This window comes from Bacillus sp. NTK071 (assembly GCF_017303315.1).
In the GTDB taxonomy this organism is placed as follows: domain Bacteria; phylum Bacillota; class Bacilli; order Bacillales; family Guptibacillaceae; genus Guptibacillus.
This window is the reverse complement of record NZ_JAFKOI010000018.1, coordinates 1-18188: the sequence shown is the minus strand read 5'-3', so window position 1 is coordinate 18188 and position 18188 is coordinate 1. Positions and strand designations below refer to the sequence as shown.

Genomic DNA, 18188 nt, shown 5'->3' with positions numbered 1-18188 from the left:
CGATTAGTATGAGACTCATGAAACATTAAAATTCTATCATTAATCGAAAAGTTAAGCAAGGACTTTTCTATTAGAACTTCTCAACCTGCCCGAAATTAAGCTCAACAGGAGTTTCTCTGCCGAACATATTAACGTGCACTTTCACTTTACCTTTGTCTGTATCAATGCCTTCAACGGAACCTACGAAATCTGCGAACGGTCCTTCTTTAACCTTAACTTTCTCTTTCAGTTCAAAGTCCACGTCAGCTTTTGGTTGCTCCATTCCCATTTGCTTAAGAAGTGATTCTACTTCTTCTGGAAGCAAAGCAGTAGGTTTAGATCCAGCACCACTAGATCCTACGAATCCAGTTACGCCAGGCGTGTTGCGCACAACATACCAAGAATCGTCTGTCATGACCATCTCTGTAATAACATAGCCAGGAAAGACTTTCTTCATAACTGTCTTCTTCTTACCATTCTTGATTTCTGTTTCTTCTTCTACCGGGACGAGTACACGAAAGATTTTATCTGTCATGCCCATTGTTTCAACCCTTTTTTCAAGGTTGGTTTTTACTTTGTTTTCATACCCCGAGTACGTATGAACAACATACCATCTTTTTTCCATATATGCAGGACTGCTGTCCTTCCCTCCCCAGCTCATTTACTCTCTCATTCTAACCTTGAGAATGAAATTTTATAACGAATTATCCTAAAATGAGGCGGATTAACGAGGAAATACCCTGGTCAACTAGCGCAAAGAACACTGCTATAAAGATAACCGTCGTCACTGTAACGATGGTATAGCGAGTTAATTCTTTACGTGTTGGCCAGCTCACCCGCTTCATTTCACTTGCGACATTACGAAAGAACTTACCAGAACGTTGAACAATACTTGCCATTACTTGCTACCCCCAATTAATCTGGCGGAAAACTCCCCCGAGAATCTATTTTGATGCTGTTTGCCTCTAGATGGCAAACGACCCCTTTGAGGCATTACTTCGTTTCACGATGCACAGTATGTGCATCGCAGTATTTGCAATACTTTTTAACTTCGATGCGGGCCGGGCTTGTCTGTGAGTTTTTCATAGTTGTATAGTTTCGGCTGTTGCATTGAACACATGCTAGCACTGCTTTTTTACGCATAATGACACCTTCCTAAGCCGCGCAGTTGTGAAGTTTGTATTTAAATAAGCTCTCTTAAACTAAAAAAGACCAAAATAAAAAAACGTTCAGCGACACTGTGACGTTTCTACAAACCTTACAAAAAGTTTGACATTCTTACTTTTATCACTTTATCACAGCGCGTTTCAGCGTGTCAATAAAGCCTCAAAAGGCTGTACAAAGAAAAAAACAGGGGAGATCCCCTGCCTTATTTATAACCTATTATAAGCCTGTCCCTATCAAAGGCTGACTTCACGAAGCTCAAGATACCTCTCAAGCTTTCGTTTCACACGCTGCAAAGCATTATCAATCGACTTTACATGACGATTTAAATCAACCGAAATTTCCTGATAAGAACGGCCATCAAGATAAAGCATAAGCACTTTTCTCTCTAAATCGCTCAAAATTTCAGACATTTTAAGTTCGATATCATCAAATTCTTCCTGATTAATGATTAATTCTTCAGGATCAGTGACTTTGGTGCCACAAATGACGTCTAGTAATGTCCGGTCTGATTCTTCATCGTAAATAGGCTTATCGAGCGATACGTAAGAATTCAGCGGAATATGCTTTTGTCTCGTTGCGGTTTTGATAGCTGTAATCATCTGCCGGGTGATACAAAGTTCGGCAAACGCTTTAAAAGATGAGAACTTGTCTCCTCTAAAATCACGAATAGCTTTGTAGAGACCAATCATCCCTTCTTGAATGATATCTTCTCGGTCTGCTCCAATAAGAAAATACGACCTCGCTTTAGCGCGTACGAAATTTTTATACTTCGTAATCAAATGTTCCAACGCTCTGCTGTGACCTTCATGTACCATGATGACGAGCAATTCATCATCAAGTTGATCGAATGCTACGTGTTCCATGTTTCTTTGGTCTACTGTCAGTTGTTCTTGATCTACCGTGGTTTCTTTGAGGTCTACTGTGCTCAATATGCGTTCCCCCCGACCAGTACGCTATATAGAAATATTATACAGCACGTGTCGAAAAATCGTCAACCTACTATTTTCCACCTCTTCGCCATTTTTCGAATATTTCGCTGACTTCTTCTGATAAATACAGGCCTGATGAACGATTCTTCCGATTCTCGGTATCTACTCTTTTTTCGATTCCTTTTTCAATCCGCTGCATTTCGTTATACAACTCTCGTGCAGATTTCCTTAACGCTCCCTGCCCAAAGATCGCCCATTGCTCTGTATAATCAGAAGTAGCAACATGGATTTGAGTTCGAATACCTTTAAGTTCTCTAGCCATTTTTTCAATTCGTTCATCCGCTGTTTCATTTTCTCTTGTATAAATGACTTCTACCCGATACTGGCTATGCCGCTTCTCGATACCATGTGAGAGGTGAGCGTCGAAAACGACGATCACCTGATAGCCTGTATATGCCTGGTACTCAGCCATCTTTTCAATAAGGAGCTCTCTGGCTTTACTGAAGTCTTTTTCTTTTAGAGACCTTAACTCAGTCCAAGCACCTATGATGTTATAGCCGTCAACTAACAGCACGTCCATGATTTACTCCCCCAGAGGATGACGTTGGCGATAAACCTCATACATCATTAACCCTGCAGCTACAGATGCATTAAGTGATGTAACCTTTCCTGCCATTGGAAGGCTAACAAGAAAGTCGCATTTATCTTTAATTAGTCGACCCATTCCTTTTCCTTCGCTACCAATCACAAGACCTATTCCCATATCATAATCAGCTTCTCGGTAATCTTGACCGCCTTTTGCATCCGTACCTACAAACCAAATTCCACGCTCTTTCAATTCATCCATTGTTCGTGCAAGGTTCGTTACACGCGCAACAGGAATATACTCAATAGCACCAGTAGAAGATTTAGCAACAGTCGATGTTAACCCTACTGCTCTACGCTTTGGAATAATAACACCGTGTGCTCCAGCTGAGTCAGCTGTTCTTAGAATAGATCCTAAATTATGAGGATCTTCAATTTCATCAAGGATAAGGAATAAAGGAGGTTGACCTGACTCTTCTGCTTTTTTAAACAAGTCCTCTAAATCAGCATATTCATAAGCAGCAATTGAGGCAACGACTCCCTGGTGGTTACTTTCACCTGACAATTGTTCAAGCTTTCGTTTTGGCACGAACTGTACGAGAACATTTTGTTCTTTAGCTTTTTGAATAAGGTTTTGCAGCGGCCCTTTCTGTGAACCTTCATTAATCCAAATCTTATTAATTTCATGTCCTGAGCGTAACGCTTCAAGCACCGCATTACGTCCAACAATAAATTCTTTATCCATCTGACTTCACTTCTTTCTTTGGTTCTTCTACGAATTTGTATAGATCTTTCAATAACTCATCCACTCTCTCTTCATTTCCCTGTAAGTAATGATAACCAAACAAGGCTTCAAGAGCCGTTGAGTATTTGTAGGTGCTAACGCTCGTATTCTTCGGCACGGTACCTGATTTTGCGTTACGTCCTCTGCGTACTACACCCGCTTCTTCTTCTGTCAGAGCTCCTTGATTAAGCACCTGATGGAGGAATGCTGCCTGTGCTTTTGCTGAGACATATTTCGTTGCTGTACGGTGTAGTTGGTTCGGTCGAATATGCCCCTGGTAAAGAAGTCGCTTCCTAACATTGATCTCAATGACTGAATCACCCATATAGGCAAGTGCCAAAGAATTTAGTTGTTTAACATCTAATTTCTTCATTGGTTACATCCTCTTCCAGCGAACGCCCTGAGGTGTATCCTCAAGAAGAATGCCCTGTTCTTTTAACTCATCCCGAATTTCATCTGCTCTAGAGAAGTTCCGCTGTTTTCTTGCCTCATTCCGTTCTTCAATAAGTTGGTCAATATCTTCATCAAGAAGGACTTTCTCTTCTCTAAAAGAAACACCAAGTACTGAACCAAAATCATTAAATCGCTCAATAAACAGTTCAAGCACTTCTTTCGAAGAATTGGATCCTTGTAGATAGAGGTTCGCTTCTTTGGATAACTCAAAAAGAATAGAAATGGCATTAGCCGTGTTAAAATCATCATCCATCTCTGCTACAAATCGCTCGCGATACACTTCAACCTTTTCTTTCCAACCTTGCACGTCTTCAGCAAGATCCGCACTGTTTTCTAATCGATGTTCAATATTTTCTACCGTATCTTTAATTCTGTCCAATGCTGTTTTTGCACTTTCAAGTAATTCATGATTAAAGTTAATCGGGTTACGATAATGAACCGATAACATGAAGAAACGAATAGCTTCTGGATCATGTTGTTTAATTAAGTCATGCACTAGAACGAAGTTGCCCAGTGATTTTGACATCTTTTCATTGTTAATATTGATATACCCGTTATGAAGCCAGTAATTCGCAAAAGTGTGCCCAGTTAACGCTTCCGTTTGAGCCACCTCATTCTCATGGTGTGGAAACGCAAGGTCTTTTCCTCCGGCATGAATATCAATTGTATCTCCAAGATACTTCTGCGCCATAGCGGAGCATTCGATATGCCAGCCCGGACGCCCTTCTCCCCACGAACTTGACCATGAGATTTCACCCTCTTTAGCTTTCTTCCATAGTGTGAAATCAAGTGGATCTTCCTTCTTTTCACCTACGCCAATACGTGAACCAAGCTTCAGTTCATCGATCGATTGATGAGATAGTTTACCATACCCTTCGAATTTCTTCGTTCTGAAATAAACATCACCATCAGATTCGTACGCGAAGTCTTTCTCTATAAGAGCTTCGATAAATGCAATGATTTCCTCCATATTCTCTGTTACTCTTGGATGCTCATTTGCTCTTTTAACGCCAAGTGCACCTGTATCTTCATGATAAGCTTCAATAAAGCGTTCAGCGACATCAGGAACCTCTTCACCAAGTTCTTTAGCAGCTCGAATCAATTTATCATCTACATCGGTAAAGTTGGATATATATCGCACGTCATAGCCACGATACTCAAGATAACGACGAACAACATCAAAAACGATAGCAGGACGAGCATTTCCAATATGAATGTAATTGTAAACAGTCGGCCCACACACATACATCTTCACTTTTCCCTCTTCAATCGGTTGAAAAGATTCTTTTTTCTGCGTCAATGTATTGTATAGCTTAATCGCCATAACTTTCACTCCTCTTTTTTAGGCTTTGAACTTCCTCTTTTAATTCGAGCATTTCTTGCTCCATTAATTTAAATTTATCTGCAACCGGATCCGGCATTTTATGATGATCAAGATTATGAGGGACTTTAACACCATTTTGAATAACGACACGTCCTGGTATACCTACTACCGTCGAATTCTCTGGTACATCTTGCAGAACAACTGATCCCGCTCCTACTTTTGAATTCTGTCCTATCGTAATAGAGCCGAGCACTTTAGCCCCTGTGGCGACAAGTGTATTGTCTTCAAGTGTTGGATGTCGCTTTCCTTTTTCTTTTCCTGTTCCACCAAGGGTCACACCTTGAAAGAGCGTAACATTATTACCAATTTCACAAGTTTCACCTATAACAACACCCATCCCGTGGTCAATGAAGCACCGCTCCCCAATTGTTGCTCCTGGATGTATTTCTATACCTGTAAAGAAACGGCTAAGTTGAGAAACTGCTCTTGCGAGAAAAAAGAATTTTTTCTTCCAGAACCAATGAGCAATGCGATGTGACCAGATGGCATGAAGCCCTGCATAGGTCAAAATTACTTCAAAGTAACTTCTTGCAGCGGGGTCCTGATCAAAGACAACATCAATATCTTGTTTCAATGTCTTCCACAAATCCTCCACTCCTCTCTTCTCATGATTCCACGAGATACGTTTGAAATTAATACCTAATAAAAAAAGCGTCTCTGTGTGATCGTTCCATCACACAGAGACGCTTTTTGCGTGGTTCCACTCTGCTTCGAATTCTCTTATAGTAAGAAAATCCCTTTCACCGATAACGGCGGCGCCGCTCCTACATAATGACCATTATGGCTTTCTGCAGGAGACTCAGAGGTGCATTTCAATGGGTGAATTCTTAAGTCACTTTCAGCCAAGGCGACTCTCTCTAAGAAGAACTCAACTCATTTACTTCTCCTCATCAACGATTGTATTTAATCAAAGCCTTATGCTTTACTCATCGAAATGACTTGGTTCAAGCGAGCATTAACAGCTTCTCTTCCAAGAAGGGCAATAGCCTGTGGAAGCTCTGGTCCATGTGTTTCGCCGGTAGTTGCAACACGAATTGGCATAAATAGCTTCTTACCCTTGTGACCTGTTGCCTTCTGTGTTGCTTTAATAGCAGACTTGATTGCAGCTGGCTCAAACTCCTCTACATTTTCAAGCTGATCAATAAACCCTTGCATAACTTCAGGAACCTGTTCTTCGTTTAGTACGGTCATTGCCTCTTCATTATACTGAATTTCCTGCTTAAAGAACAACTCAGTAAGCTCGACAATCTCCCGGCCGTAGTGAAGTTGCTCCTGATAAAGTGCAATAAGCTCTTTTGCCCATTCCATTTGTTCAGGCGTCATCTCAAGCGGGAACCTACCAACTTCGATTAAATGCGGTAGGGCAAGCTCAACTACGCGCTCGATACTCGCTTCTTTAATATATTGGTTATTCATCCAGTATAACTTTTGTGAATCAAATACAGCAGGTGACGTGGATAATCGCTCAGGATCAAAGATCTCAATAAGTTGATCTTTAGTGAATAGTTCTTCTTCCCCTTTAGGTGACCAACCAAGTAACGTTACAAAGTTAAACAACGCTTCAGGAAGAAAACCCAAATCATGGTATTGCTCAATATATTGAACGATCGACTTATCCCGCTTACTAAGCTTCTTCTTCTGATCATTAACAATTAAAGTCATGTGACCAAACTTAGGAGGCTCAAAACCAAATGCTTCATAGATCATAAGCTGCTTTGGTGTATTTGAAATGTGATCGTCTCCACGTAGAACGTGAGAAATCTTCATGTGGTGATCATCAAGTGCAACAGCATAGTTGTATGTCGGGATGCCGTTTTTCTTCACAATAACAAAATCACCGATTCCATTTGACTCAAAAGAAACACGGTCTTTTACAACATCATCAAAAGCATATTCCTTGTCACGTGGAACGGCAAATCGAATGCTAGGCTCTCTACCTTCACTTTCCATTTTCTCACGCTGATCTTCTGTAAGGTGGCGACACTTTCCGGAATAACGAGGCATCTCACCTCGCGCGCGCTGTGCTTCACGTTCTGCTTCAAGCTCGTCCTCAGTGCAATAACACTTATATGCTAATTCTTTTTCTAGAAGCTCTTTTGTATGTTCTGTATAAATATCAAGACGCTCCATTTGACTATAAGGGCCATACTCTCCCTCTTTATCAACACTTTCATCCCAATCCATGCCAAGCCACTTTAAGTAATCAAGCTGATTCTCTACGCCGCCTTCCACATTACGCGACTGGTCTGTATCTTCAATACGAATAATGAATTTACCATTCTGACTTCTCGCAAATAGATAGTTAAATAAAGCCGTTCGAGCATTCCCAATATGTAAATATCCTGTTGGGCTCGGGGCATAGCGTACCCTTACTTCGTTTCCCATTCTATACACCACCATTAAGTTTTTATCTTTATCTGTCTTATTATTTTACCATTAGAGTCAAATTATCGGTCAAGCCTTTTCCAGTAAGACAACAACCTCAGCAGCAATCCCTTCCCCTCTACCTGTAAACCCTAATTGTTCGGATGTCGTTGCTTTCACATTCACTTGACTGAGCTCAGCTTCTAAAAGACTTGCAATCACTTCACGCATCGCTGTTATATGAGGAGCCATCTTTGGAAGCTGTGCGATAATTGTACAATCAACATTCCCAAGAATGTAGCCTTTATCCTTCACAATTTCGAAGACCTGACGAAGAAGTTCTTTTGAATCAGCATCTTTAAAAGCTTCATCTGTGTCTGGAAAATGTTTGCCGATGTCTCCCGCGCCAATAGCACCTAGACATGCATCTGCAACAGAATGAAGTAACACATCGGCATCCGAATGACCTAAAAGTCCTTTTTCAAATGGAATGGTTACCCCGCCAATTATACAAGGGCGCCCCTCTACTAACTTGTGAACATCAAATCCGTGACCAATTCGCATTAAACTCCACTCTCCTTCTTCTCTCGCAAAATCGCTCTCGCAAAAATTAAATCCTCAGGCGTCGTTAACTTAACATTCCTATAATCACCGACGATCACATGCACAGAACGACCGTTCATTTCTACAAGACTAGCATCATCTGTACCGATAATTTGATTTTCTTCAGCCCAGCGATGAATGTCTTTAATGACAGACAGACGAAAAGCCTGCGGAGTCTGCACTGCCCACAAGCTTGATCGATCAATGGTTTGCTGGACTTCTAATTCTTCTACCTGTTTAATTGTATCTTTAACAGGCACAGCTACTATTGCACCATCATAATATTCTGCTGCTTGTGCGGCTTTTCTTGCAACTCGATGCGTGAAAAATGGACGAGCACCATCATGAATTAAAACTATTTTATCTCCATCCAGTGCTTTAAGCCCTTCGTAAACACTTTGCTGTCGTTCTTTACCACCCGTTACAATCTGCGTTACTTTAGTTAGTCCATGAGCCTGAATAAGCGAACGAAATTCCTCATGTTCCAGCTCATTCACAGCAAGCACAATCTCTTCACAATGCTCATCACTTTGAAAAACCGATATCGTGTGAACGATAATCGGTTTTTCTTCTAGCATAATAAATTGCTTATTTTTCCCTGCGTTCATCCGTTTTCCCTGACCAGCCGCAGGAATAACCACTGAATACTTCAAACCTAGAACCCCCGTCGCCTATCGCTTAAAGTGCTTTTTCAAGAAGTTTGGGCTTAGCAAAGATCATTCGCCCTGCTGATGTTTGCAATACACTCGTTACAAGCACATCAATTGTTTTACCAATATAGTTTCTTCCTTCTTCTACTACAATCATTGTACCATCATCTAGGTAAGCAACACCCTGGTTATATTCTTTCCCATCTTTAATCACTTGAACGTTAAGCTCTTCCCCTGGAAGAACAACTGGCTTCACAGCATTTGCTAAATCATTAATGTTTAACACTTGAACTTTTTGTAGTTCACAGACTTTGTTCAAATTAAAATCATTTGTAACAACCATACCATTAACGAGTTTAGCGAGTTTAACAAGCTTGCTGTCTACTTCTTGTATTTCTTCGAAGTCACCTTCATATATTTCCACGTTCACTTCAAGCTCTTTCTGAATCTTGTTCAGAATATCGAGTCCACGTCTACCACGATTTCGCTTTAAAACGTCAGACGAATCAGCAATATGCTGTAATTCTTCAAGTACAAACTGAGGAATGACAAGAGTTCCTTCTAGAAAACCGGTTTGACAAATATCTGCGATTCTACCATCAATTATGACACTTGTATCAAGAATCTTAAGCTTAGAAGACCCAGAATCAATCTCGTCTTCATCAGAATCTTTTCTCTTATCCTTGCCTTTGTTATTAATGAACAGATTAATCAGTTCATCACGTTTTTTGAAACCTACCTGGAAACCAAAGTAACCACAAAGAACAGAAATAAAGATTGGCAGAACATTACTAACAACCGGGAGATTAATTTCAGCCAGAGATACGTTTATTAAAAATGCAACTATAAGTCCAATAATCAGTCCAATTGACCCAAATAGCACATCTCCAACCGGTGCCTTCACAACCTTTTCTTCAATAAGTCGAATAAAGTCAACAATATAATCTGTCACCCAAAAAGTTGCTAGAAAGAAGAGCACAGCCCCTATTACAGCACCTGCATAAGAGTTGCTAAATACCGAGGGAAGATCCCCTATATTGAGTAATTGTATTAAATCTGGTAAATATACTAAGCCCAGCGCTCCGCCTAAAATGATAAAAAACAACTGCACAATCCACTTTATCATTGACGTTTTCACCTCCTTTTAACATTATTAACAAATTATCAAAATTGAAACGTAAATCCTTGAATTTTGCGAAATTTATAGTATGATTATATGTTAGCTTTCATTACTCTAAATTAATTATAGATTAGCACAGCCCCAATCGAATGTCTATTTCATCGCACTAGATATGGCGATCTACAAACAACTGTTCTTGAATTCTCTTTAAGCCATCTTTAATTTTTTTCGCTCGTATAGCACCAATTCCATCTACTTGATCCAGTTCCTCTATAGAGGCTTTTGAAATAGCATTCAGGGTTTCAAAGCTATCCACTAGATTCTCAATAATATTTGAAGGCAAACGAGGAATCTTATGTAGAATACGATAGCCTCTTGGCGTTACATTCACATTCTGATCAGTATAGCCGAGTATTCTCATAATTGAATTTTCCTCAAGGAGATCATCGCTCGTTAGTTTCTTCAGTCGCTTCATGACGTCAGCAGGTGACTCATCTACTTCTTTGACATAGTCCCCTATTAACCATTTGGCTTCTGCTTCAAGATTGGAGACAAGTTCCTCCATTTGCATGCTGATAAGGCGACCTTCTGTTCCTAATTCGTTAATATAATTTAAGATTTCTTTTTTGATTCGAAGAACCATCTCAATACGATGGATAACCTGAGACACCTCTTGAAGAGTAACAAGCTCCTCAAATTCTAGGGCTCCTAGGTCTGTTATTCCCTGATCCAGTACCGACTTATATTTCTCAAGCGTCTGCATTGCTTGATTTGCTTTTGTAAGAATAACACCAATTTCTTTTAAAGAATATCGAATATTACCTTGGTAGAGTGTAATAACGTTACGCCTTTGAGAAATTGAAATCACTAGATTACCTGTTTGCTTGGCAACTCGTTCTGCTGTTCGATGACGAATCCCAGTCTCTGTAGAAGAAATTGAGGTTTCAGGAATGAGCTGAGTATTTGCATATAGAATTCTAGAAGCTTCTTTATTTAGAATAATGGCTCCATCCATTTTAGCAAGTTCATATAAGTATGCTGGTGTGAACCGGCATTCAATTGAAAACCCACCATCGACAAGGTCTTGAACTTTCCCATCATATCCAACAACGATCAATCCACCAGTCTTAGCTCGGAGAATATTATCAATGCCGTGCCTCAGCTGAGTCCCTGGAGCTACTATTTTTAAGATTTCATTGATAACTTCTTGCTGCTTATCTATCTCCATTTACTGCCCTCCTAACGCCTCGTTTAATGCTTCATCTACAGTTTGGACACCAATCACTTGAATCCCTTCTGGGAAAGTCCATCCACCTATATTTTTCTTTGGAATGATTGCACGTTCAAATCCGAGCTTCGCCGCTTCAATTATTCGCTGTTCGATACGTGAAACACGTCTGATCTCCCCAGTAAGCCCAATTTCCCCGACTACTATATCTGTTGGCCTTGTTGGCTTATCCCTAAAGCTTGACGCAATTGAGACAGCAATAGCAAGATCAATAGCCGGTTCATCAAGCCTAACCCCACCTGCAACATTTAGATATGCATCCTGGTTCTGAAGAAGAAGACCAACCCGTTTTTCTAGAACCGCCATTAGTAGTGATACACGATTATGATCTATTCCTGTAGCAGTTCTACGCGGATTCCCAAAACTAGTCGGGGATATAAGTGCTTGAATTTCTACCAGAACTGTTCGAGTTCCTTCCATCGAGGCTACAACTGTTGAGCCAGCTGCACCGGAAGATCGTTCTTCCAGAAAGATTTCTGAAGGATTGAGCACTTCTTCAAGTCCTTCTTCCTTCATTTCAAAAACGCCAATTTCGTTTGTTGAACCGAAACGATTCTTAACCCCCCGGAGAATTCGAAACGTGTGATGACGTTCTCCTTCAAAATAAAGAACAGCATCAACCATATGTTCAAGAAGTCGCGGTCCTGCAATCGACCCTTCTTTAGTAACGTGACCAACAATGAAAATAGCAATACCTTTCGTCTTAGCAATTCTCATAAGTTGTGATGTACATTCTCGTACTTGAGATACACTCCCCGGAGCTGAAGTGACTTCAGATCTAAAAATTGTCTGGATTGAGTCAATAATGACAAGTTGGGGATTTATTTCTTCAATCGCTTTACTAATATACTCAAGATCGGTCTCCGCTAATACAAATAATTTTTCTGCATCGACTCCTAAACGGTCTGCGCGTATCTTCGTTTGCTTGACCGACTCCTCACCAGATATATATAAAACAGGATGATCCTGATCAGCAAGCTTTGATGATGTTTGAAGCAAAAGCGTTGATTTACCAATACCCGGGTCTCCTCCAACAAGTACGAGGGACCCCGGGACAACTCCTCCACCGAGCACACGATCTAGCTCCGTTATTTGCGTAAAAATTCTTGGTTCCATTTCTTTTTGTATGCTTCGAATTGACGTCGCTTTGCTCATTGTTCCTTCATCTGAGGTTACAAACCTTCTACGATCATTATCAGAAGGTAGAAATTCTTCAACCATCGTATTCCATTGATGGCATCCAGGGCATTTTCCCATCCATTTTGGAGATTCATAGCCACAATCCTGACACATAAATTTCGTCTTTTTCTTTGCCATTTATCTTCCTCACTTTCGGTCTTGCCGCACATGTTGTTTTAATTAAGTTTATCATAAATTATAAGTTCCTATGAACTTATTGAAGTGGCTATACTGAATAAAACTTTAAAATACTAAAGGGAAATAGTAGTACTTTTATACCCATTCCCTTAAATAAGGATAACCACTCTTTAATAATTAGAAAACCGGAAGACAATTGCCTTCCGGTTTGTTTCTTCTAGGATGATTTTGCTTCAGAAAGTGTTTCTACTTCAAAGTTTTCATTTCGGTAGTCAATTTTCACTCTCTGACCTTTTTCAATATTACCCTTTAATAACTCTTCAGAAAGACGATCTTCAATATTGCGTTGAAGCGATCTTCTAAGTGGACGCGCTCCGTAGTCTGGATCGTAACCTTCTTCAGAAATTTTCTCAAGAGCAGAATCAGTTAGTTCGAAGTCAATACCGTGATCTGACAAACGTGTTTTAAGACTCTTGACCATTAATACAATAATTTCTTTCAGGTGCTTCTTCTCAAGAGAGTGGAATACAATCGTTTCGTCAATACGGTTCAAGAATTCTGGACGGAAGGTTTTCTTTAGATCATCCATAACTTTACCCTTCATATCGCTATATTCTTGACCTTCAGAACCAGTTGTAAAGCCAACGTATTTATTACGCTTAAGTGTGCTAGCTCCTACGTTTGAAGTCATAATGACTACCGTATTACGGAAGTCAACTACGCGACCTTTAGAGTCTGTCAAGCGTCCATCTTCAAGAACTTGTAGCAAAATATTAAATACATCTGGATGTGCTTTTTCAATCTCATCTAGAAGAATAACAGAATAAGGTTTGCGGCGTACTTTCTCGGTTAATTGTCCGCCTTCTTCATATCCAACATATCCTGGAGGTGACCCCACTAGACGTGATGTGGAGTGTTTCTCCATATACTCGGACATATCAATGCGGATAACAGAATCTTCTTCTCCAAATAACGTTTCTGCAACTGCACGAGCAAGTTCAGTTTTACCTACACCAGTTGGCCCTAGGAAGATAAACGATCCAATAGGACGCTTCGGATCTTTTAACCCAGCACGTGCGCGACGAACGGCTTTAGAGATTGATTTAACAGCTTCTTCCTGACCAATCAATCGGTTATGAAGAATTTCTTCCATTCTTAGAAGTCGCTCAGTTTCCTGTTCTTCTAGCTTAGAAACTGGAATTCCAGTCCAATTAGCAACAACAATGGCAATGTCTTCAGGAGTAACTTCTTGATTTTCTTTACCCTGCTTTTCTTTCCACTCTTTCTTCGTTTGTTCAAGCTGTTCTCGTAAGCGTTGCTCTGAATCACGAAGGGAAGCAGCTTTTTCAAATTCCTGACTCTGAACAGATGCATCTTTTTCTTTACGGACTTCTTCTAACTTCTTATCCAACTCTTTCAAGTTCGGTGGTGCTGTATAAGAACGAAGACGAACTTTCGAAGCTGCTTCGTCAATTAAATCGATCGCTTTATCTGGTAGGAAACGATCCGAAATATATCGATCGGATAGCTTAACGGCTGCTTCAATTGCCTCATCAGTAATCGTTACGCGGTGATGAGCTTCATAACGATCACGAAGACCTTTCAAAATTAAAGCTGATTCATCACTTGTCGGTTCGTTAACCTGAATCGGCTGGAAGCGACGCTCGAGAGCAGCATCTTTCTCAATGTACTTACGATACTCATCAAGCGTAGTTGCTCCAATACATTGTAGCTCTCCACGTGCTAGGGCCGGCTTAAGAATATTCGATGCATCAATTGCACCTTCTGCACCCCCAGCACCAATTAGTGTGTGAAGTTCATCGATGAATAGAATGATGTTACCTGCTTGACGAATTTCGTCCATCACTTTCTTCAATCGATCTTCAAATTCACCACGGTATTTCGTACCCGCAACAACCGTTCCCATATCCAGGGTCATAACGCGCTTGTCACGAAGTGTTTCTGGTACTTCGTTATTAATAATTTGTTGAGCAAGGCCTTCAGCAATGGCTGTTTTACCAACACCTGGTTCACCAATAAGAACCGGGTTATTTTTTGTACGGCGACTAAGCACCTCAATAACACGTTCAATCTCTTTGCTTCGACCAATTACAGGATCAAGGCCATTGTCACGTGCGATAACCGTTAGATCCCTAGCTAGACTATCTAGTGTCGGAGTATTTGCACTCGCACCTCCAGCTTGATGGCTAGAAGAAGAACTTTCGTTGCTTCCTAACAATTGCAATACTTGTTGACGTGCTTTATTTAAGCTTACGCCAAGGTTATTAAGCACCCTTGCAGCTACACCTTCACCTTCACGGATAAGCCCTAGAAGAATGTGCTCTGTACCAACGTACGAATGACTTAATTTACGAGCTTCATCCATTGATAACTCAATTACTTTCTTAGCCCTTGGTGTATAATGGATTGATTGAACGGAATCCTGACCGCGGCCAATTAACTTTTCTACTTCCTTCTGAATCTTTTCTGAACCAAGTCCTAGCGCTGTTAACGCTTTTGCAGCGATTCCCTCACCCTCGCGAATTAAGCCTAGAAGAATATGTTCAGTACCTACATTGTTATGACCGAGGCGAATCGCTTCTTCTTGTGCTAAGGCAAGTACTTTCTGGGCACGTTCTGTAAATCGTCCAAACATCATTGTTCATCACCCTCCGATTTCTTCGATAGTTGATTTTCTAGTTCAAGTCGTTCTCTTATTAAAGTAGCTCGTTTGATATCCCGTTCTGTCGGGGTTAAGCTTGCGCCAGCAAACTGCTGTAGAAAGCCTGGCTGAGTTAAGATGAGCAACTCAGTCAGAATCGATTTGGATAACCCATTTACAAGTCCTATATCTATTCCTAATCGAACGTCTGAAAGACACTTAGCTGCTTCTTTTGATTGTATAATCCTGCTATTCTCAAGGATACCAAGTGAACGGTAAATACGATCCTCAAGCTCAATTCTAGAGTTATCGAGTAATGCGCGTCTCGCAGCTCGTTCCTTCTCGATGACTTGCATTACGACGCCCTGGAGATCTTCGATAATATCAGTCTCTGTTTTACCAAGGGTAATTTGATTTGATATTTGAAAAATATTACCGAGCGCCTCACTTCCTTCTCCATAGCTTCCTCTTACAACCAGGCCAAGCTGATTAATAGCAGGGATAATGTGATTAAGCTGTTGCGTTAGAACCAATGCTGGCAAGTGCAACATAACAGAAGCTCTCATTCCAGTTCCAACATTAGTTGGACAACTTGTTAAGTATCCTCTTCTTTCATCAAAAGCGTAATCAACTTTACTCTCAATCCAATCGTCAAGAGAGTTTGCTAAAGTAAATGCTTTCTTGAGTTCAAATCCGGCTACTAGACATTGGATACGAAAATGATCTTCCTCATTAACCATAATGCTAACCGTTTCATTTTCACTTAGGAGAACAGCGCCATTTTTTGATTGCTCTATCAGATTACGACTGATAAGGTGCTTCTCCACAAGTACTCTTTTTTCAATAGGTTTTAGACTTTCCATTTCAAGTAGTTCAAGTTCACCAATATGTTCATCTGGCACATCATTAAATTCACTTCGAACTTCTTTAATAACCTCTAAATTCTGTTCACGATCAGAAAGGATCGGAAAAACATAATTTTTTAAGTTTCGTGCAAATCTAACCCTACTACTCATTACAATGTCTGAATCCGGACCTTCATCCTTCATCCATGGACTTACAGCTTCACTGATAAATCGCTGAAGTGACATTATTCTCCTCCTTCCCATGACGTTCGTTGCTCAAGGGAACGAATGATATCTCTTGTTTCAGCGGCTTTTTCGAACTCTTCATGTTCGATATATTCTTTCATCTTACTACGAAGGTTCTGTACTTTGCGCTCAATTTGAATTGCCGCTCCAGTTCGTACAGGTACCTTTCCAGTATGAGCCGTATTGCCACCATGTACTTTTTTAAGTATTGGATCTAGTTTGTCTGCGAACGTCTTATAACAAACCGAGCAACCAAATCGACCTATTTTAGTGAATTGTTGGTATGTTAAACCACATTTAGGACAATTGGCCTGCTCTTGTTTGTAAAAAGAGTGTGCGGGACTATCACCGATAGGTGTTTCGAAATTAAGTAATCCCGATAATAAGTTATGGATAGAAAAATGGTTAGTGCCTGGCTCAGCCTCACCTTTTTCTTTAGCGCATTTTTCACAAATGTGAAATTCTGTTTTTTCACCGTTTATTATTTTGGTGAAATGAAGCGTAGCTGGGCGCTCACCACATTCCTGGCATGTCATCCGGCAACCCTCCTCTTCTATCCTTAAAGGTAGATATTATTTATATTTTAATGCTATAAGCATTGCACGCAACATATTAGCTCTCAAATGATCTCGTAAAGGTAGTTCTATTGTAATCACTGTACGATCAAGTACGCTTAACATTAACTTCGCTTCTCGTTCCGAAATTACCTCTTCTTCTAGTAAACGAAGAATAATATTTTCTGATACTACCTGTGGAACTTGATTTTTAACGAGGTGTAACATCTCATCAACTAAATCAGCATGGGTTTCAGGTTTAACCTTTACTATCCTTATATATCCCCCTCCACCTCTCTTACTTTCCACAATGTAGCCTTTTTCAATCGTAAAGCGAGTATTGATTACATAATTAATTTGAGAGGGAACACATTGAAATTTATCCGCAATCTCACTTCGCTTAATCTCAACAGCATCCCTGCCATCTACCATTAATATTTTCTTTAAATAAGCTTCAATTATATCGGAAACATTCCTCACTTATTTCCCTCCTCTCCGTCTCCATACTGACTTTGACTATATTTGACGTTGAGTATATTATAACGCGTTTATGTAGGATTGCAAAGAGACAAGGCTTCTGCATCTGTCCTATTTAAGCATTACCAATTTAGATAAAATAAAAACTCTCATTTCAGGATTTATCATGACATACATTAAAACTCAATTTATTAAAGGAAGATTATTTTATATAGATTTTCTAATACCACTCTATCTCTTTATAGTACCCTTTTGTTCTATGTGATTAACTTCTATTTCATGATGTAATTACTATCATTCAAAATTTGTTAAGGGGTTTGAATAAAATTAAAGCTATTCTATTAGTAGTAAAGAACACAAAAAAGCCAGAGACCATTTGATCTCTGACTTCTCATCATTGCCCAGCGACGTCCTACTCTTGCAGGGGGAGATCCCCCAACTACCATCGGCGCGCGAGCTTAACTTCCGTGTTCTCACACGGGGCGCGATAAGCGGCGAACTTCTTCGTCAGCTGCGCGATGCCAGATCCTCATGGATCTCTCGAATATCCACTCCGGTCTGACATCACTTGCTTCCTCGAATTTCTTGCTTCTCCCACCCCTACGTAGCTTTCGAAGATGTTTCTCTTGTTTATTCATGGTGTAAAAGAACTTTAAACCATACAAAAAAGTCAGAGACCATATGATCTCTGACTTCTCATTATTGCCCAGCGACGTCCTACTCTTGCAGGGGGAGATCCCCCAACTACCATCGGCGCTGAAGAGCTTAACTTCCGTGTTCG

The 18188-nt window shown here is 40.3% G+C and carries 19 protein-coding genes, 1 rRNA gene and 1 other annotated feature; all 20 genes read right to left on the bottom strand.

Annotated elements, in window-relative coordinates; translation table 11 throughout:
- Window positions 1-70: 70 nt before the first annotated feature.
- Window positions 71-604: a transcription termination/antitermination protein NusG gene (gene nusG, locus JI666_RS18585; protein WP_048313308.1), complete on the bottom strand. Its 534-nt coding sequence runs from the start codon at window positions 602-604 to the stop codon at window positions 71-73.
- A 79-nt stretch (window positions 605-683) separates the two neighbouring features.
- On the bottom strand, window positions 684-878 hold the full coding sequence (gene secE / locus JI666_RS18580) for a preprotein translocase subunit SecE (RefSeq protein WP_206894553.1): 195 nt from the start codon (window positions 876-878) through the stop codon (window positions 684-686).
- A 94-nt stretch (window positions 879-972) separates the two neighbouring features.
- A complete protein-coding gene (gene rpmG / locus JI666_RS18575; protein WP_098445960.1) occupies window positions 973-1122 on the bottom strand; it encodes a 50S ribosomal protein L33 in 150 nt (49 codons plus the stop codon).
- Window positions 1123-1379: 257 nt separating this feature from the next.
- Window positions 1380-2009, bottom strand: a complete 630-nt coding sequence (gene sigH / locus JI666_RS18570) for an RNA polymerase sporulation sigma factor SigH (RefSeq protein ID WP_098446597.1) — start codon at window positions 2007-2009, stop codon at window positions 1380-1382.
- A 136-nt stretch (window positions 2010-2145) separates the two neighbouring features.
- On the bottom strand, window positions 2146-2655 hold the full coding sequence (locus tag JI666_RS18565; RefSeq protein WP_048313304.1) for an NYN domain-containing protein: 510 nt from the start codon (window positions 2653-2655) through the stop codon (window positions 2146-2148).
- A 3-nt stretch (window positions 2656-2658) separates the two neighbouring features.
- Window positions 2659-3405, bottom strand: coding sequence for a 23S rRNA (guanosine(2251)-2'-O)-methyltransferase RlmB (rlmB, locus tag JI666_RS18560; RefSeq protein ID WP_136948769.1), 747 nt, complete (start codon window positions 3403-3405; stop codon window positions 2659-2661).
- On the bottom strand, window positions 3398-3817 hold the full coding sequence (locus tag JI666_RS18555) for a Mini-ribonuclease 3 (RefSeq protein WP_206894551.1): 420 nt from the start codon (window positions 3815-3817) through the stop codon (window positions 3398-3400). The genes rlmB and JI666_RS18555 overlap by 8 nt, the downstream gene beginning before the upstream one ends.
- A gap of 3 nt (window positions 3818-3820) precedes the next feature.
- Window positions 3821-5221, bottom strand: coding sequence for a cysteine--tRNA ligase (cysS, locus tag JI666_RS18550; protein WP_206894549.1), 1401 nt, complete (start codon window positions 5219-5221; stop codon window positions 3821-3823).
- Window positions 5211-5867 carry a serine O-acetyltransferase gene (gene cysE, locus JI666_RS18545; protein ID WP_206894547.1) on the bottom strand — a complete coding sequence of 219 codons (657 nt, stop codon included), beginning with the start codon at window positions 5865-5867 and terminating at the stop codon, window positions 5211-5213. The genes cysS and cysE overlap by 11 nt, the downstream gene beginning before the upstream one ends.
- Before the next feature lie 90 nt (window positions 5868-5957).
- Window positions 5958-6184 (bottom strand) — a binding site (T-box leader).
- Window positions 6185-6196: 12 nt separating this feature from the next.
- Window positions 6197-7666 carry a glutamate--tRNA ligase gene (gltX, locus tag JI666_RS18540; protein WP_206894545.1) on the bottom strand — a complete coding sequence of 490 codons (1470 nt, stop codon included), beginning with the start codon at window positions 7664-7666 and terminating at the stop codon, window positions 6197-6199.
- Between the two features lie 69 nt (window positions 7667-7735).
- Complete coding sequence (gene ispF / locus JI666_RS18535) at window positions 7736-8209, bottom strand: 2-C-methyl-D-erythritol 2,4-cyclodiphosphate synthase (RefSeq protein ID WP_206894543.1); 474 nt, start codon at window positions 8207-8209, stop codon at window positions 7736-7738.
- Window positions 8209-8901, bottom strand: a complete 693-nt coding sequence (gene ispD, locus JI666_RS18530; RefSeq protein ID WP_206894541.1) for a 2-C-methyl-D-erythritol 4-phosphate cytidylyltransferase — start codon at window positions 8899-8901, stop codon at window positions 8209-8211. The genes ispF and ispD overlap by 1 nt, the downstream gene beginning before the upstream one ends.
- A gap of 25 nt (window positions 8902-8926) precedes the next feature.
- On the bottom strand, window positions 8927-10024 hold the full coding sequence (locus JI666_RS18525; protein ID WP_206894540.1) for a PIN/TRAM domain-containing protein: 1098 nt from the start codon (window positions 10022-10024) through the stop codon (window positions 8927-8929).
- A 160-nt stretch (window positions 10025-10184) separates the two neighbouring features.
- Window positions 10185-11246 carry a DNA integrity scanning diadenylate cyclase DisA gene (gene disA / locus JI666_RS18520; protein WP_206894539.1) on the bottom strand — a complete coding sequence of 354 codons (1062 nt, stop codon included), beginning with the start codon at window positions 11244-11246 and terminating at the stop codon, window positions 10185-10187.
- Complete coding sequence (gene radA, locus JI666_RS18515; RefSeq protein ID WP_206894538.1) at window positions 11247-12623, bottom strand: DNA repair protein RadA; 1377 nt, start codon at window positions 12621-12623, stop codon at window positions 11247-11249. It lies immediately after the preceding gene.
- Between the two features lie 217 nt (window positions 12624-12840).
- Window positions 12841-15282, bottom strand: coding sequence for an ATP-dependent Clp protease ATP-binding subunit (gene clpC, locus JI666_RS18510; protein ID WP_206894537.1), 2442 nt, complete (start codon window positions 15280-15282; stop codon window positions 12841-12843).
- On the bottom strand, window positions 15279-16376 hold the full coding sequence (gene mcsB, locus JI666_RS18505) for a protein-arginine kinase McsB (protein WP_206894536.1): 1098 nt from the start codon (window positions 16374-16376) through the stop codon (window positions 15279-15281). The genes clpC and mcsB overlap by 4 nt, the downstream gene beginning before the upstream one ends.
- Window positions 16376-16912, bottom strand: a complete 537-nt coding sequence (gene mcsA, locus JI666_RS18500; RefSeq protein ID WP_206894535.1) for a protein-arginine kinase activator protein McsA — start codon at window positions 16910-16912, stop codon at window positions 16376-16378. The genes mcsB and mcsA overlap by 1 nt, the downstream gene beginning before the upstream one ends.
- Before the next feature lie 36 nt (window positions 16913-16948).
- Window positions 16949-17362 (bottom strand): CtsR family transcriptional regulator, encoded by a 414-nt coding sequence (locus JI666_RS18495; protein WP_211201558.1) that lies wholly within the window; start codon window positions 17360-17362, stop codon window positions 16949-16951.
- Window positions 17363-18111: 749 nt separating this feature from the next.
- A 5S ribosomal RNA gene (gene rrf, locus JI666_RS22040) occupies window positions 18112-18188 on the bottom strand; the annotation flags it as partial.

What these genes read in the sequence shown, in the direction of transcription:
- nusG (WP_048313308.1), bottom strand. Translation starts at nt 604, where the DNA reads ATGGAAAAAAGATGGTATGTTGTTCATACGTACTCGGGGTATGAAAAC.
- secE (WP_206894553.1), bottom strand. Translation starts at nt 878, where the DNA reads ATGGCAAGTATTGTTCAACGTTCTGGTAAGTTCTTTCGTAATGTCGCA.
- rpmG (WP_098445960.1), bottom strand. Translation starts at nt 1,122, where the DNA reads ATGCGTAAAAAAGCAGTGCTAGCATGTGTTCAATGCAACAGCCGAAAC.
- sigH (WP_098446597.1), bottom strand. Translation starts at nt 2,009, where the DNA reads ATGGAACACGTAGCATTCGATCAACTTGATGATGAATTGCTCGTCATC.
- JI666_RS18565 (WP_048313304.1), bottom strand. Translation starts at nt 2,655, where the DNA reads ATGGACGTGCTGTTAGTTGACGGCTATAACATCATAGGTGCTTGGACT.
- rlmB (WP_136948769.1), bottom strand. Translation starts at nt 3,405, where the DNA reads ATGGATAAAGAATTTATTGTTGGACGTAATGCGGTGCTTGAAGCGTTA.
- JI666_RS18555 (WP_206894551.1), bottom strand. Translation starts at nt 3,817, where the DNA reads ATGAAGAAATTAGATGTTAAACAACTAAATTCTTTGGCACTTGCCTAT.
- cysS (WP_206894549.1), bottom strand. Translation starts at nt 5,221, where the DNA reads ATGGCGATTAAGCTATACAATACATTGACGCAGAAAAAAGAATCTTTT.
- gltX (WP_206894545.1), bottom strand. Translation starts at nt 7,666, where the DNA reads ATGGGAAACGAAGTAAGGGTACGCTATGCCCCGAGCCCAACAGGATAT.
- ispF (WP_206894543.1), bottom strand. Translation starts at nt 8,209, where the DNA reads ATGCGAATTGGTCACGGATTTGATGTTCACAAGTTAGTAGAGGGGCGC.
- JI666_RS18525 (WP_206894540.1), bottom strand. Translation starts at nt 10,024, where the DNA reads ATGATAAAGTGGATTGTGCAGTTGTTTTTTATCATTTTAGGCGGAGCG.
- disA (WP_206894539.1), bottom strand. Translation starts at nt 11,246, where the DNA reads ATGGAGATAGATAAGCAGCAAGAAGTTATCAATGAAATCTTAAAAATA.
- radA (WP_206894538.1), bottom strand. Translation starts at nt 12,623, where the DNA reads ATGGCAAAGAAAAAGACGAAATTTATGTGTCAGGATTGTGGCTATGAA.
- clpC (WP_206894537.1), bottom strand. Translation starts at nt 15,282, where the DNA reads ATGATGTTTGGACGATTTACAGAACGTGCCCAGAAAGTACTTGCCTTA.
- mcsB (WP_206894536.1), bottom strand. Translation starts at nt 16,376, where the DNA reads ATGTCACTTCAGCGATTTATCAGTGAAGCTGTAAGTCCATGGATGAAG.
- mcsA (WP_206894535.1), bottom strand. Translation starts at nt 16,912, where the DNA reads ATGACATGCCAGGAATGTGGTGAGCGCCCAGCTACGCTTCATTTCACC.
- JI666_RS18495 (WP_211201558.1), bottom strand. Translation starts at nt 17,362, where the DNA reads ATGGTAGATGGCAGGGATGCTGTTGAGATTAAGCGAAGTGAGATTGCG.